Genomic DNA, 14,864 nt, shown 5'->3' on the forward strand with positions numbered 1-14,864 from the left:
CCATGCCGCGAAAGGCCTGTCCCGTGACAGTCGATCCTGATCTCGTTCCGATTCTTGCGCGCATCAAGGCGGCCCCCGCCGTCGATTATCGCACCATGCCGATGGACGAAGCGCGGGCGATCTTCACCGCCGGACACGAGCCGTTCAATCGCGCGCCACCGCCGCTCGCCGCCGTCACGGACTTGGAATTGCCCGGCCAGCACGGCTCGCTTCGCGCCAGGCTTTATCAGCCGACAACCGCCGATGACGCGCCGGTGGTGGTCTACGCGCATGGCGGCGGCTGGACGTTCGGCTCGGTCGATACCCATGACGGCACCATGCGCAGGCTCGCCTTGCGATCGGGCGCTACGGTACTCGGCGTCGACTATCGTCTTGCACCGGAGCACCCCTTCCCGATGCCCCTGGAGGATGTGCTCGCCGCCATCCGTTTCGTCGAGGAGGGTGGGCTCGGCCGGGTTGTTGGCGCATCACGGATCGCTGTCGCGGGCGATTCCGCCGGCGCCAATCTCGCGCTTGCGGCCCTGCTGGCACGGCGGGACGCGGGGCTGCCACAGCTTGGCACCGCGGCCCTGTTCTACGGCTGCTACGCGCCGGACCATGGCACGGCGAGCCACGCACGCCTCGGGGATGGTACCTATCTCCTCTCGACGGCCAGCATGCAGTGGTACTGGAGCAACTTCCTCGGATCACTGCCTCAGAACACCGATTCGCTCGCAGCGCCGCTGCGCGCCAAGCTCGATGGTCTGCCGCCGCTTTATCTCAACGCCGCCGGGCTGGACCCCTTGCTCGACGACACCTTGACCCTCAGCGCCGCGCTGGCGGAAGCTGGCGTGAGCTTCCGTCTCGATGTGATTCCCGGTGTCGTGCACGGCTTTCTGCGCATGGCTGCGGAGCTTCCAGCGGCCGACAAGGCCTTGGCTGACGCGGGAGCGTATCTCGCTGCGCGGTGGGCCGCTTGATATCGGAGACAGTTTGCGTTGCGACGGAAAAAGGCTATTCCACCCCCGCACAGAACAGGCGAGGGGCGCAGCAAGCTGTGCATTTTCTGCATGTTTGTACCCAAACCCCAAAAGGGAAGGCTGGGATAGCGATATGACCCTATTGCATGACGACCGCCTGTTTCCGGCCGACGAGGCCACACGCGCTGTCGCGCGCCGGCTCTATGCCGAGGTCAAGGACCTGCCGCTCATCTGCCCACACGGCCACACGGATCCGCGCTGGTACGCGGAGAATTCAGCATTTCCCGATCCGGCGCGCCTTTTCGTGGTGCCGGACCACTATATCTTCCGCATGCTCTACAGCCAGGGGATCCGCCTTGAGGATCTCGGCATTCCAGCGGTCGACGGCTCGGCTGTTGAGGAGGACCCCCGCAAGATCTGGCGGCTGTTCGCCAGCAACTATCATCTCTTCCGCGGCACGCCCACGCGCATGTGGCTCGATCATGCTTTCGCGACGCTGTTCGGCCTAACGGAGCGCCTGTCGGCCGACAATGCGGACGCGATCTACGACACGATCGCAGCCAAGCTGGAGAGCGATGCGTTTCGCCCGCGTGCGCTCTTCGAGCAGTTCAACATCGAGGTCATCGCGACGACCGAGAGCCCGCTTGACGATCTCGCGCACCATGCCGCGATCCGCGACAGCGGATGGAAAGGCCGCGTCGTCACGGCCTACAGGCCGGATCCGGTTGTCGATCCGGAATTTGACGGCTTCCGTGACAATGTCCGCCGCTTTGGCGAGATCACGGAGACCGATGTTTCCACCTTCGCCGGCTATCGCGAGGCGCATCGCAAGCGGCGCCAGGTCTTCAAGAGCTTCGGCGCGACCTCGACGGACCATGGGCACCCCACCGCCCGCACCGCGGACCTCTCCCCCGTCGAGGTCGAGGCGCTCTATGCCCGCGTCATGGCTCAGGGGCAGGCGACGCCGGAGGACGCGGAGCTGTTTCGCGCGCAGATGCTGACCGAGATGGCAGCGCTCAGCGTGGAGGATGGACTGGTGATGCAGATCCATCCGGGTTCCCAGCGCAACCACAACCCCGGGCTCTTCGCGCGGTTCGGCCGCGACAAGGGCGCTGATATTCCGAGCGCCACCAACTACGTGCGCGATCTCAAGCCATTGCTCGACCGCTTCGGCAACGAGCGTGACCTGACGATCATTCTCTTCACCCTCGACGAGACGGCCTATTCGCGTGAGCTCGCGCCGCTGGCCGGGCATTACCCCTGCCTGAGGCTTGGCCCCGCCTGGTGGTTCTATGACAGTCCGGAGGGCATGCGCCGCTACCGCGAACTGGTGACGGAAACGGCAGGTTTCTACAACACCGTCGGCTTCAACGACGACACCCGCGCCTTCCCGTCCATTCCCGCGCGCCATGACGTCGCGCGGCGCGTCGATTGCGGCTATCTCGCCGAGCTCGTGGTGACCCACCGCCTGGACGAGGATGAAGCCGCCGAAGTCGCCCACGATCTCGCCTACCGGTTGGCCAAGGAGGCCTACAAGCTGTGACGCATCCGCCCCGTCTCAACGCCGCCCGCCTTGGTGGCTTGCCTGCCGCGATCGAACGTCCGACCTATGATCGCGCGCAGGTCCGCAGCGGTATCGTCCATCTCGGCATCGGAGCCTTCCACCGGGCGCATCAGGCCGTCTACACCGAGGACGTCCTGAAATCCGGTGATCTCGCCTGGGGCATCGTCGGCGCGAGCCTCCGCAGCCCCGACACGCGCGACGCCTTGGTGCCGCAGGACAGCCTTTACACCATCGCGGTCCGCGAGACCTCAGGCGAAAGGCTGCGTGTGGTCGGCAGCATCCTCGACGTGGTGGTCGCCCCGGAGGATCCTGAGGCCTTGATCGCCCGCATGAGCGATCCTGACGTGGCCATCATCAGTCTCACGGTTACCGAGAAGGGTTACTGCCATGACCCGGCGACCGGTCGGCTGGACGAGGCGCATCCCGACGTGGTCCATGACCTCGCCAATCCGCAGCGTCCGCGTTCGGCGCTAGGCTTCATCACGGCCGCCATTGCCCGGAGGCGGGCTGCCGGCACGCGGCCTTTCACCGTGATGTCCTGCGACAACCTTCCGGCCAACGGACAGACTCTCAAGGGCATCCTGACCCGTTTCGCCGATCTGGTCTCGCCCGAACTCGGCCACCACGTGCGGGAGGCGATCAGCTTTCCCGACACGATGATCGACCGCATCGTGCCGGCGACGACCGATGCGGACCGCAGCCACATCGCTGGCGTGCTCGGCCTGACCGACGCTTGGCCGATCATGACCGAGCCTTTCACTCAGTGGGTGATCGAGGACCATTTTGTCTCCGGCCGGCCGGCTTGGGAGGAGTTTGGCGCCACGCTGGTGAAGGATGTCGCGCCCTACGAGGCGATGAAGCTCAGGCTGCTCAATGGCAGCCACTCGGCGCTCTCCTATCTGGGCTATCTCGCCGGATACCAGACCGTAGCCGAAGCCATTGCGGATGAGGCGATTGCGGCTTATGTCGCCGCGCTCATGGAGGATTCCACCGTCACGCTGACATTGCCCGCGGGTGCCGATGTCGCTGGCTATAAGCATTCGCTCATCGAACGCTTCCGCAATACGGCGCTGAAGCACCGCACCTGGCAGATCGCCATGGACGGCTCGCAGAAGCTGCCGCAACGGCTGCTAGGCACGATCCGCGACCGTCTGGCGCGCGGGCTGCCGGTCGCCCGACATGCGCTCGCTGTCGCGGCCTGGATGCGGTATGTCACGGGCGTAGACGAAGCCGGTGAACCGATTGACGTGCGCGATCCGTTGGCGGCCGAGTTCAAGGCGCTTGTTGACGCCGCAGGGCGCGATGCTGACAAGCTCGCCGTTGCGCTCCTCGGCGTACGCGCGGTGTTCGGTGAAGATCTCGCTTCCAATGCCACGTTCGTCAAGGCCGTGACCGAGGCGCTGGCGAGCCTGTTCGACAAAGGCGCGAGGGCGACTGTGGCCGCCTACGGGTGAGGCCGCTCCGCAAGCGAGTGTCGTCTTACATGTCCTCGCCCCCCCGGCGAGGACATGATTGATCAGGTCCCGGTCTGCAGCATGGGATAAACGAACAGGAAAAAATGCGCCGCATTCAGCCCGAAATGGGCGATGATGGCCGCCGGGAGGCCTCCGAAGCGGAAGGCGCAGCCGTAGGCAAGCCCAGCCAGACCCGCGAGGAGCATCCAGACCGACCCCCCGGAAAAATGAGCAAGGCCGAATACGGCCGACGAGAGTAACAGCGCAATCCAGTCGCCGTGCCGCCGGCCTTGAAGACAACGACTGAGGCCGCCTTGCAAATAGCCGCGGAATACCACCTCTTCCATGGCAGTGACGATGAGAAGATTGTTCGCAAGCCATAGCCCGCTTGATGCCGGCCATTTGGGCGACCACGCTGTCATCCCGGCTGCAAGAGCGATCGGCAGCGTCAGCATGATCGCCAGCGCCGCCCCCGCGAGCCCGATCGGCAGTTGGCGGAGCGCGTAGCGCGGCCTGAGCCAAGGCAGGACCAGCAGCAGCCATGCGCCGCTGAGGGGCTTGTCCAGATTGAAGTACATCGTGAAAGGCACGGCGTCGGGGGTCAGCCGTTCCGGCCCGATGATGCGCCAGTTGTTGAAGCCCGGCATCCAATGCAGGCTCAAGGCGATGGTAAGGGCAACAAACAGGCCGTGGCCGAGATAGCGTGCAAGCCTGGGGTGGCCATCGGTGACCGCATAGGCGGCTGCGATCAGAAGTATAAGGGCTATAAGGCTCGGACTGCTCAATTGGCCGGTCACCAACGCCAGGCCGTAGCTGGCGATCAGGAGACCAAACCCTGCCCCGCGGTGTATTGGCGCCAGCAGGGCAGCAATCGCGGAGAACAGAAGTATCGGCTGCAAGAGTTGCATAGGCAACATGTCCGGTGACGATCTGTTGGCGAGGATTCGGACAGCCCAGTGCATGCCATCGAAAATGGGTGGCCACGGCTTCAGCATGCGGGCGAGCCCCAGGCGCGGAAAACGAGCTATCTGGATGCTTCGACCAGATAGGGTTCTAGGAGCGCGAGAGACATCGCCGTTGTCGTTGTGATTTCGGCTGATCGTGTCGTGCGATGGGGATTCTTTTTGTTATTTCCAAGCAGGCCAAGCCCTGTTGGCCGCAACTGAACGCCGGCTTGTGCGACAATGGAGCCGGTCAATCGACCGGCTTTGCCGTCACGAAGTCGATGGTGAATTGTCCGCAATCGCCAAAATCGATCACGGCCTTGTCGCCGGCCGTCACCGTATGGATTCCTGTCACCATGCCTGTCGAAACGACGTCCCCCGCCCGTAGCGTGAAGCCCAGACGCGAGAGCCTGTTCGCCAGGAAGACCACGGCGGCGAGCGGCGTGCCCGGCACGCTGGCCGCGGTGCCTTCGCCCACGGCGGCGCCATTGACCGTGGATTTCGCGGTGAGGCTCTCCCAAGAACGGGATTGCCAACCGGCGATCTCTGGTCCCAGCACGACACCGGCATTGCAGCCGAAATCGCTGATGATTGAGCCTGGCCCGAGATCATTGAGGTTGACGAGCGGACTGCCGGCGATTTCCGCGCCCACATGAATGCCACCGATCGCCGCCGCCACTTCCGCTGTTTCAAAGGGCTTTGCGCGCGGTGGCAGATCTTGAGCCATGACCGCGACGAACTCCGCTTCCGCTGCCGTGTAACCGTCGGTGATGGATGGCATGGTCGCGGTGCCGCCGTCCGGCACGTCGATGACGTGGTAAATCGGGCCGATCAACCGCTCCTCGGGAAAGGTTGTTCGCCAGTCCGGCTTGACCATGGCCACCTTCCAGCCGCGCAGATTCGCGGGATGGGCCTCCATGGCCGCCTTCTGAACGGCATAGGCAGTCTCGAAGCTGTCGGGCACCGCACCAGGAAAATTCGGCAAGGCGCGGGCTTCGGCGCGGGCTTTGGCGAAAGCCAGCGCGATGGCCGCCACGGCGGATGGCTCGCTCATCGATCGTTCCTCCGGATCAGGAATGTTGTCAGCCAAAACGATGCAGGGTGGAGCCATGCCGTTTGAGCCAGGCTTCTGCCTCGTCTGTGCGGGGGCAGAGCCGGCGCGTCAAGCGCCAGAATCGCTCCGAGTGGTTCATTTCCTTCAGGTGCGCCACTTCATGGGCCGCGAGATAATCGAGCACATACGGCGGCGCCAGGATAAGCCGCCAGGAAAAGTTGAGCCGGCCCTGTGCCGAGCAGGATCCCCAGCGGCTTTTCGTGTCGCGGATGCTGATGCTGCGGGCGGGAATGCCAAGTGTCTTGGTGTGGCGTGCCACCGCCTCCGTCAAATCGCGGGTGGCCTCGCGCCGGAGGAAGTCCAGGACCCGGCGCGGCACATGCGGTGTTTCGCCGGTGACGGCGAGGATAGGCGCGCCGGCCGCGTCGACGGTCGCTTCCGGCACGCCGCGTGTCTTGGACCAGTGGACGATGCGGTGTGGCGTGCCGCGCAAAGGAACGAACGCGCCCATCTCGAAAGGTGTCCTGTCTGGAACTCGCTTCAGGCGGGCCGCCAGCCATCCGCTCTGGGCTTCGGCGAAGCGTCTTGCCGCGGCGAAGTCGCCGCGCTCCGGCAAGGTCAGGACGGCTTCTCCGGTTGCGTTCGACACACGCAGCGTGAATCGACGCGCCGCCGCGCGCCGGCGTATAGCAACCCGGAACGTCTCCGCGCCGTGGCGCACGGCAATATGGTCCGGGTCAGGAGCCGACCGTTTGAACAGACTGATGCGCATGCCGATTCAGGACCGTAGCAGGTCGGCCATCAATAGCACATCAGCATGACGCTATGGATGCGACAATCGGGGGCGTCACGAGGAACAAAGAAAGCCTCAGGCGGCCTCTCCCTTCACTTTGGCGCGCCGCACCGGACGAACTTCGGTTGCCCGACCATTGAACTTCTCGGTGAAAGCGGTGATCTTCGGCGCGATTTCCTGGCGGAAGCGGCGGCCGTTGAACACGCCATAGTGGCCAACACCCGGCTGCAGATGTTGAAGCTTCATCGAAGCGGGAAGATTCTTGCAGAGCTCATGGGCGGCCTGCGTCTGCCCGACACCCGAAATGTCGTCACGCTCGCCTTCCACGGTCATCAATGCCACCCGCCGGATGGCAGCAAGGTCAACAGGTTTGCCCCGGTGCTGCATCTCGCCCTTTGGCAGGCTATGCTTGACGAAAACCTCGTCGATGGTCTGCAAGTAGAATTCAGCCGTCATGTCCATTACGGCGAGATACTCGTCGTAGAACTCGCGCTGCTTGTCGGCCGAATCGCCGTCCCCGTCGACGAGGTGCTGGAACATCTCCCAGTGAGCAGTCAGGTGCCGGTCGATGTTCATCGCCATGAAGCCTGACAGCTGCAGGAAGCCCGGATAGACCTCGCGCATGAAGCCCGGCTGCGTGAAGGGCACCTTCACGATGCAATTGCGGCGGAACCAATCGGTCCCGCGCTCCTGCGCCAGGAGATTGACGGCCGTCGGCGAACGGCGGGTGTCGATGGGCCCACCCATGTGGATCATCGACGCCGGCACGTCCGGATCGTTCTCCGCCTCCATCAGCGCGACCGCCGCGATGACCGGTACCGATGGCTGGCACACGGCCAGCACGTGGAGGTTCGTCGCGAGTTCGTGCATCATCTCGATGACGTAGTCGATATAGTCGTCGAGATCGAAGCTGCCTTCGGATAACGGCACGAGCCGGGCATCGACCCAATCGGTGATATAGACGTCGTGGGTGGGGAGGAACGCTTCGACCGTGCCGCGTAGAAGCGTGGCGTAGTGGCCGGAGACCGGCGCGACGATCAGGAGCTTCGGCTGGTTCAGCCGCTTGGCCTTGCCGCCCCGATCAAAATGGAGCAGCCGGCAGAACGGCTTTTGCCAGATGATCTCCTCGCGAACCCGGCAGGTCATGCCTTCGACGACGGTTTCCTTCAGCCCGAAGGCCGGTTTGCCATAACGGCGCGTCGTGCGCTCGAAGAGTTCGCAGGCGGCAGCGACTGTGCGACCGTAGGCGGTGTAGGTGAGCGGATTGATCGGGTTGTTGAACGTCAATCTCGCCGCATCGGTGACGGCGCGGGCCGGGCTGACAAGAGCGTGCGCGGCCTCATACCAGAAATAGGCAAAATTCATTCTCTACCCTCGTTGGGAGAGGTTACAGAGGAAGGCGCAACAGGGCTCGCTGCGATGCTGCGTCGCAAAATCAAGGCGCGATCTTAACCTTATTCCTGTAATCGTTCAAACCTCGTCCACAGTGATGCAACGCACAATCGGGGCAGAGCGTTCCTCTGTGCCCGCGGCTGTAGGTTTGCCGGAACCCTCGGTGAGCTCGTGCTTCCGCGAGAGCCGGATCATGTCGTGTCGGCTTCGCGATCCCGACAGACTTTCCAAAAACCCAGCCTGAAGCTGTGCTTAGCGCTTGCGCGACGCGCCGGTAAGCGTTAGCCCGACATGCAGTCGGGCGTGCCCGGCCGGAATGGATTCATGGCCGTTAACGACACAGCAACCATACGGCGCACTGCCCAGCATCTGAGGGTCGATACCCTCGTTCGGCTGCGCTCTTTGGCTGTTGTTGGCCAAAGCGCTGCCGTGGTCGGCGTGCATTTTGGGCTCGGTTTTCCCTTTCCCTTCGCGTTCTGCTTCGTCGCCATCGCGGTGTCGGCCTGGCTGAACTTCGCGCTTCGTATCCGCTATCCGATCAGCCACAGGTTGAGCGAAAACGCGGGCTCTCTGCTGCTTGGCTACGATATCCTGCAGCTGTCTGCCTTGCTCTACCTCACGGGGGGCCTGGAAAACCCCTTTGCGATGCTTCTGCTGGCGCCCGTGATGATCTCGGCGACGGCCCTGCAACCCTGGCGGACACTGGCGCTTGGCTTCATGGCCATGGTCTGCGTCACGATCCTGGCCTTCTTCCACCTGCCGTTGCCCTGGTACCCCGGCGAGACCCTGCATCTGCCGTTCCTGTATGTGGCCGGTATCTGGTGCGCCATTCTGCTCGGCTTGGCCTTCACTGGTGTCTACGCATGGCGCGTCGCGGAGGAGGCGCGGCAGCTTGCTGACGCGCTGGCGGCGACGGAGTTCGTGCTCGCCCGCGAGCAGCACCTGTCGCAGCTCGATGGCCTCGCCGCGGCCGCCGCTCACGAACTCGGCACGCCACTCGCCACCATCGCGCTGGTGGCCAAGGAGCTCGATAAGCTCGCGCCGAAGGACGGCCCTATGGCCGAAGACATCACTCTGCTGCGGGAGCAGGTCGAGCGCTGTCGCAAGATTCTGGGCACCCTGACGTCTCTCGGCACCGGCGAGGCGGGACCGCTCGAGCGCCTGACGCTTCGCGATCTCATCGAGGAAGTGGCGAACCCCCAGCGCTCCTTCAGCACGCCGCTCACCCTGAATGCTAGCGGCGAAGGTGCACAACCCGTCTGCCGTCGCAGCCCGGGTCTCCTCTATGGGCTTGGTAATCTTGTCGACAACGCGGTCGATTTCGCAGCCTCGGGCGTTGTGATCGACGCATCCTGGACGAAAGACACAGTGAGCGTGGTCGTTCGTGACGACGGCCCGGGATTCGCTCCGGAGGTTCTGCTTCGTCTGGGAGACCCCTATGTCACCACACGGGGATCCGACCGTCGGGGCGGTGGCGAGCCCGGCGAAGGCCTCGGCCTTGGCCTTTTCATAGCAAAGACCTTGATCGAACGTTCCGGGGCGACGATCGAGTTCAGCAATGCGGCCGCACCGGACAGCGGCGCCGTCGTCACCGTGACATGGCCGCGGGATGTGTTTGAGCGCGATATCGATCCGCTTCCCGACGTCGGCCAATGGCGATGAAGCAGAAAAATTGCACAATTGATGCGATTTCGGAGGCTCTGATCCTTTAGAAAAATGTCACAAATGCCTATTTCGTGATCGATCAGCATTGATCGACGTCAAAGGGGCGGCTAGGGAAAGAGATCATCGCGGCGAGGGACGCGATAAGAGAGAAGTGACAGAGCGCAGATTACGTCTAAGGCGGATCTTCCTCTTGAGCAGCATGCTCCAGCCTGGGATTGCTCTGTGGTTGAGGGCCCCAAGGTTTCGCGTGGCCCACCTGCGTGAGGTGACCGGATGGTAGACTCCGAGCAGCAAACTGAGATCGAAGGCGACAACAGCCTTCTGATCGTCGACGATGACAGGCCGTTCCTGACCAGATTGGCGCGGGCGATGGAAACCCGTGGCTATGGCGTGCGCGTTGCGGAAAGTGTCGCCGAAGGCATGGCGGCCATCGATGAAACGGCACCGGCTTTCGCAGTCATCGATATGCGCCTTGGTGACGGAAATGGCCTCGATGTCGTCACCCGCCTGAAGGAACGCCGCCCCGATGCGCGCTGCATCGTGCTCACCGGCTATGGCAATATTGCGACGGCGGTCACGGCGGTGAAGCTTGGGGCCTTCGACTACCTCGCGAAGCCGGCTGACGCCGACGAGATCCATGCCGCCCTCATGGCGCAGCAGGGCGAGCGCGCCCAATTGCCCGAAAATCCCATGTCAGCGGACCGGGTTCGCTGGGAGCATATCCAGCGCGTGTATGAACTCTGCAGCCGCAACGTGTCGGAAACCGCGCGGCGGTTGAACATGCATCGCCGCACCCTTCAGCGGATTCTCGCCAAGCGCGCTCCGCGCTAGACATTTTCAGCAATTTGAAGCGCCTGCCGCCGTCGGCCTCATCCCTGCCTTGCATCGGGGAGCGGAAGGTGGCGCGTCGCACTGATCGGAATGGCCGAGACAAAGCCCGGCCATGACGACTGAGGCTCAGCGGTTTTCTCAGTTGGCAACGTAGCAGCAGGACGCTTGGTCAAAGCAAGGCGCTTGGCGCGCCATCCGGGTCGGTCAGGCTGTGCAGGCGTGCCGCAGCCGCCTGCGCGAAGCGGATGGTGAGCGCCTTGCGCCGTGCCGCGGCGAGTGGCACTCGCTCCGGCGAGCGGAGGATGGCAGCGCCATAGGCATCCGCAACGATGAGCCCGGCTTCCTCCGGCAGCACCTCGATCGGAAAATCCTCCGCGACCGCGAAGAACAGGTAGTCGCTGAAGGCGTGGTAGTCCCGCCATTTGTTGTCCGCCCGGAAATCGGCGAGACTCGACTTCACCTCGATGATGGTGATTTCACCCGCGGGGCTGAGTGCGATCACGTCGGCGCGCCGTCCGGAGGCCAAGGTCAATTCGGTCACCGAAACCTGGCCGAGACCTGCCATCAGCCGGCAAACACCGCGTTGGATCTTCAGGGCGGTCGGGGATTGACGACCGTCGGTCAGACGCAGGGCCAGCGTTTCGATGCGCCAGTGGTGGATGCTGACGGTATCGTCACCCATTTCGGAGCCCCAGGCTCGTAGGACCTATGGCCATACTCCGTACCATTGCCGCGTCATCTCTCTCATCGTGCATCTAATCACGGCCGCCAAGTCACGATCCATCCTCAGGTCACGATCGCCATGTCACTGTCGCAATTCCGGCACCCACGAGGAGGCCACCGCCGGTGCGGTTCACGGCCTTCAGCACCTTGGGGCGGCTGACGAGGCGGCGGGCCGAGGAGGCGAGCATCGCATAGCCGGCCGCGTTGAAGAACGCCAGCGTGACGAAGGTCGCGGCCAGAATGATCATCTGTGGCAGGAGCGGACGGCCCTGGTCGAGGAACTGCGGAAGAAATGCCACGAAAAAGACGATGCTCTTCGGGTTCAAGGCTGTGACCAGCGCCGCATGCGAGAACATGGCCATTGGGCGTGCCGTTGTGGGAGAGGCGGCGCTCTGCAGTGATGGATCTGCCCGCCACAGCTTGATGCCGAGATACACGAGATAGGCGGCCCCGAGCCATTTCACGATCGTGAAGACAAGAGCGGATGCGGCGAGGATGGCTCCCAGACCCATGAGGGAGGCAACGACGGCGATCGTATCGCCGACAGTGACCCCGAGCACGAGCGGCATCGCGGCCTGCCGACCCTGGCCAAGGGCATAGGACACCACGAGCAGGATCGTCGGACCGGGGATCAACAACACCACAGCCGACGCGGCCACGAACGCCATCCAGGCCTTCAAGCTGATCCAGCTTTGCGTATCGAGGAGGAAATCTCCGAGAAAACCGATCTCCATCATTATCCTCTGAATGATCTTCGGCAAATCGACCGCTATTGCCGGCCAGTTTCCGGTTTGAACCGCTTGTTGCGCATCGCACGCGCACCACCGACGATGAGGAGACAGAGGCCGACGGTCAAGCTCAGAGCCCCGGACAGCGAGGTTGCATCGGCGACGAAGCCGAGCATCACCGGTCCGATGAGAACGCCGCCGTAGCCCAGCGTCGCCACCGCCGCCACCGCCTGCGCCGGATTCTCGGCGCTGCCGGCGCTCGCCGTGCTGAAGCCGACCGGTGCCACATTGGCAAGGCCGAGGCCCGCGACGCCGAACGCCAGAACCGCGACCAGCGGATGATTCAGGGCGATGCCGAGACCGAGGCTCCCGGCGGCGAGAAGCGCGCCGCCAGCCACCAGCATGACGGGTCCGACGCGCCTGCGGATGCTGTCGCCGAGAAAGCGCGAGATCGCCATTGCGCCAGAGAAGACAGCGAAACCGAGTCCTGCCGAGCTCGCCGGCACATCAAGGGTTTCACGGAGATAGACGGCACTCCAGTCAAGCAGAGCGCCTTCCGCCATGAAGGCGAACATGACCACGGCGCCGATTGCCAGGGTCGCACGGTCCGGCATAGCCAGCTTCGGGTCGTCACTGGTCGTGGCGGCCGTCTGCGGTTGGATGTACCGGACGGCGACCAGAACAACGGCAGCGAAGACGATCGCAAGAGCCGCCGCTTCGATAGCGGCCGGGAGGAGGGCCAGGCTGAGACCCCCCAGCCCTGCGCCCACCAGACCGCCGAGGCTCCACATGCCGTGGAGAGAAGACAGAATGGGACGGCCGAACTGATGTTCAACGGCGGTGCCATGGGCGTTCATGGCAACGTCCATCGCACCGCCGGACGCTCCGAAGAGAAAGAGCACCGCGAAAAGCGCCGCCGTCTGAGGCATGACCGGCAGAAGCGCGAGGAGAATGCTGAAAGTAAGGCCCGTGGCGCCAAGCACCCGCCTCGCGCCGAAGCGCGCCAGGCCGACGCCGCAGGCGGGCATGGCGATGAGCGCGCCGGCCGCCAGGGCCAGAAGCGCGAGACCGAGCAGGGAGGGAGACAGATCGTGAACCGTCTTGATGACTGGGATATGGGCCGCCCAGGCACCGAACACGGCACCATTGACCAGGAACAATACCGCGGTGGCCATGCGGTCCCGGCGCAAGCCAGGCGATTCGACGCGCAACATGGCGAGGCTCTACATCTTGCAAGGCTCGACGTCTTGATGGTTTGTGAGGGAGCCCTATTTTTCCGCCCGCCGCAAGGGTGCATGCCGTCGGCGCTGCATTGCGAACCACGCAGTTGACATTCCCAAGGATCCGATCGGCCCCTTGCGATCAGCCGCTTTGTCTGCGAGGGAACGGCTCTCGCTACGATTTTTGCGAGGTCTCGTGCGTGGAGCCGACAAGCAATGACGACTGACAATGACGCGGTGGTGCCGCGCCGGCGAGGCTATACAGGCACCTCCCGCGATCCCGACCGCACGAGCCAGGCGATTCTCATGGCTGCCACGCGAGAGTTCGCGGATAAGGGAATCGGCGGGGCGCGGGTCGATGCGGTCGCAGAGCGAGCCGGCGTCAACAAGCGCATGATCTATCATTACTTCGGGGACAAGCAGCGCCTCTACATGGCGGTGCTGGAGGAGGCCTATGCGGGAATTCGTTCCGCCGAGGCCGCGCTCAAGCTAGAAACGGCAGATCCGGAAGATGGCATCCGCCGGCTCACCGCCTTCACGTGGCAATATTTCCTGGATAACCCGGAATTCTTGAGCCTGCTCGCCACGGAAAACCTGCATAAGGCCGAGAATCTCAAGGAATCGGCCAAGGTGCTGAGCCTGCATTCGCCATTCATCGAAAAGCTGCGCGAGCTTCTCGACAAAGGCGCGGCACAGGGCCGTTTTCTGCCGGGCCTCGACCCGGTCGATGTCTATATCAGTATCGCCTCGCTGGCGGCATTCTACCTCTCCAACCGCCACACACTCTCGACGATTTTCGCCCGCGACCTCGCAGCGCCGGAGCGCCTTGCCCATTGGGGCGAGCATATCGTGCACGTGGTCCTCTCATCACTTCGTGTCGGGAAATGATGAGAGGACCTTTAATGTAGATTTTAAATTCGATTATGAAATGCATTGGTTATTGCAATTTCTATATTTTGAAAATCACACCAACGCTCGAATTTCGGTATAAAGATTATATGTCAGTAACGCTCGGCATTTGTTTCCGAACGTATAAGTGTGAAGCTGGAGCTATAGAATCGACCAGCGTCTCCTCGGGGGCCAAGCGGGTCTTTCAAATCTGGTGTCTTCCTCCGTTCGACATTTTTTTGGCATCCTTGCGTTAAGCGGGTGCGCCTGATTTTTTGCCGTGTCCAGACGCCGCTTTGTTATCGGCCCAGATTAGATCGCTAAGTAATGCCCGCGTGCCGCAGCTTTTCAAAGGAAAGAAATAGAGGAGATATATGGATCTCTGCTCATAGCTCACCTCGATGAAAGTGTATCATCAAGATAAACGAATTGATGTCAATTTTGTGAATATGAAATTATATCAGATAAATAATAATTGTCTAATATATCTACTGTACATTGCTTATCGAGCGAGCTTGCTCGGAACATTCAATGTGCGGGAGGCTGTTTCTGTTAGCGCCATGATCGGGTCGATCTGACTGCTTCGTTCGCCGGTGTCATCTGCGGCTCGTTCCAGCGGGTCGGAAAGGCGCCGGATCTCGGCAGCCCT

Annotated in this window: 13 protein-coding genes; 6 read left to right on the forward strand and 7 right to left on the reverse strand. The window is 63.0% G+C overall.

Going from position 1 to position 14,864, the window contains the following annotated elements; genetic code table 11:
* The first annotated feature begins 23 nt into the window (after positions 1 to 23).
* From KIO76_RS07145 to KIO76_RS07155, 3 genes are all read left to right on the forward strand, one after another.
* A complete protein-coding gene (locus KIO76_RS07145) occupies positions 24 to 959 on the forward strand; it encodes an alpha/beta hydrolase (RefSeq protein ID WP_213322178.1) in 936 nt (311 codons plus the stop codon).
* A gap of 133 nt (positions 960 to 1,092) precedes the next feature.
* Positions 1,093 to 2,502 carry a glucuronate isomerase gene (gene uxaC, locus KIO76_RS07150; protein ID WP_213322180.1) on the forward strand — a complete coding sequence of 470 codons (1,410 nt, stop codon included), beginning with the start codon at positions 1,093 to 1,095 and terminating at the stop codon, positions 2,500 to 2,502.
* Positions 2,499 to 3,977 carry a mannitol dehydrogenase family protein gene (locus KIO76_RS07155; RefSeq protein WP_213322182.1) on the forward strand — a complete coding sequence of 493 codons (1,479 nt, stop codon included), beginning with the start codon at positions 2,499 to 2,501 and terminating at the stop codon, positions 3,975 to 3,977. Before uxaC ends, KIO76_RS07155 begins: the two co-directional genes overlap by 4 nt.
* Positions 3,978 to 4,039: 62 nt before the next feature.
* On the opposite strand, the gene KIO76_RS07160 is transcribed toward KIO76_RS07155, so the two are convergent.
* From KIO76_RS07160 to KIO76_RS07175, 4 genes are all read right to left on the reverse strand, one after another.
* Positions 4,040 to 4,885 (reverse strand): CPBP family intramembrane glutamic endopeptidase, encoded by an 846-nt coding sequence (locus tag KIO76_RS07160; protein WP_213322184.1) that lies wholly within the window; start codon positions 4,883 to 4,885, stop codon positions 4,040 to 4,042.
* A gap of 286 nt (positions 4,886 to 5,171) precedes the next feature.
* Entirely contained in the window at positions 5,172 to 5,975 is an 804-nt protein-coding gene (locus KIO76_RS07165) for a 2-keto-4-pentenoate hydratase (protein WP_213322185.1), read from the reverse strand.
* A gap of 28 nt (positions 5,976 to 6,003) precedes the next feature.
* The gene (locus KIO76_RS07170) at positions 6,004 to 6,747 is read right to left on the reverse strand and encodes a M48 family metallopeptidase (RefSeq protein WP_213322186.1); all 744 of its coding nucleotides are present in this window, start codon (positions 6,745 to 6,747) and stop codon (positions 6,004 to 6,006) included.
* A 96-nt stretch (positions 6,748 to 6,843) separates the two neighbouring features.
* The gene (locus KIO76_RS07175; protein WP_213322187.1) at positions 6,844 to 8,133 is read right to left on the reverse strand and encodes a polyhydroxyalkanoate depolymerase; all 1,290 of its coding nucleotides are present in this window, start codon (positions 8,131 to 8,133) and stop codon (positions 6,844 to 6,846) included.
* 351 nt (positions 8,134 to 8,484) lie between these two features.
* Between KIO76_RS07175 and KIO76_RS07180 the strand changes: the two genes are divergently transcribed.
* Together KIO76_RS07180 and KIO76_RS07185 are read left to right on the forward strand one after the other, a co-directional pair.
* Entirely contained in the window at positions 8,485 to 9,822 is a 1,338-nt protein-coding gene (locus KIO76_RS07180) for an ActS/PrrB/RegB family redox-sensitive histidine kinase (RefSeq protein WP_213322188.1), read from the forward strand.
* 276 nt (positions 9,823 to 10,098) lie between these two features.
* Positions 10,099 to 10,656, forward strand: a complete 558-nt coding sequence (locus tag KIO76_RS07185) for an ActR/PrrA/RegA family redox response regulator transcription factor (protein WP_213322190.1) — start codon at positions 10,099 to 10,101, stop codon at positions 10,654 to 10,656.
* A 169-nt stretch (positions 10,657 to 10,825) separates the two neighbouring features.
* On the opposite strand, the gene KIO76_RS07190 is transcribed toward KIO76_RS07185, so the two are convergent.
* The 3 genes from KIO76_RS07190 to KIO76_RS07200 all read right to left on the reverse strand — a co-directional run bounded on the left by KIO76_RS07190 (position 10,826) and on the right by KIO76_RS07200 (position 13,321).
* Complete coding sequence (locus tag KIO76_RS07190) at positions 10,826 to 11,338, reverse strand: MmcB family DNA repair protein (protein WP_213322192.1); 513 nt, start codon at positions 11,336 to 11,338, stop codon at positions 10,826 to 10,828.
* 109 nt (positions 11,339 to 11,447) lie between these two features.
* Positions 11,448 to 12,065 carry a LysE family translocator gene (locus tag KIO76_RS07195; protein WP_213325118.1) on the reverse strand — a complete coding sequence of 206 codons (618 nt, stop codon included), beginning with the start codon at positions 12,063 to 12,065 and terminating at the stop codon, positions 11,448 to 11,450.
* An 83-nt stretch (positions 12,066 to 12,148) separates the two neighbouring features.
* On the reverse strand, positions 12,149 to 13,321 hold the full coding sequence (locus tag KIO76_RS07200; protein ID WP_213322194.1) for an MFS transporter: 1,173 nt from the start codon (positions 13,319 to 13,321) through the stop codon (positions 12,149 to 12,151).
* A gap of 222 nt (positions 13,322 to 13,543) precedes the next feature.
* Between KIO76_RS07200 and KIO76_RS07205 the strand changes: the two genes are divergently transcribed.
* Positions 13,544 to 14,215, forward strand: a complete 672-nt coding sequence (locus tag KIO76_RS07205) for a TetR/AcrR family transcriptional regulator (protein WP_213322197.1) — start codon at positions 13,544 to 13,546, stop codon at positions 14,213 to 14,215.
* The last annotated feature ends 649 nt before the right edge of the window (positions 14,216 to 14,864 follow it).

This window comes from Chelatococcus sp. YT9, assembly GCF_018398315.1.
Lineage (GTDB): Bacteria > Pseudomonadota > Alphaproteobacteria > Rhizobiales > Beijerinckiaceae > Chelatococcus.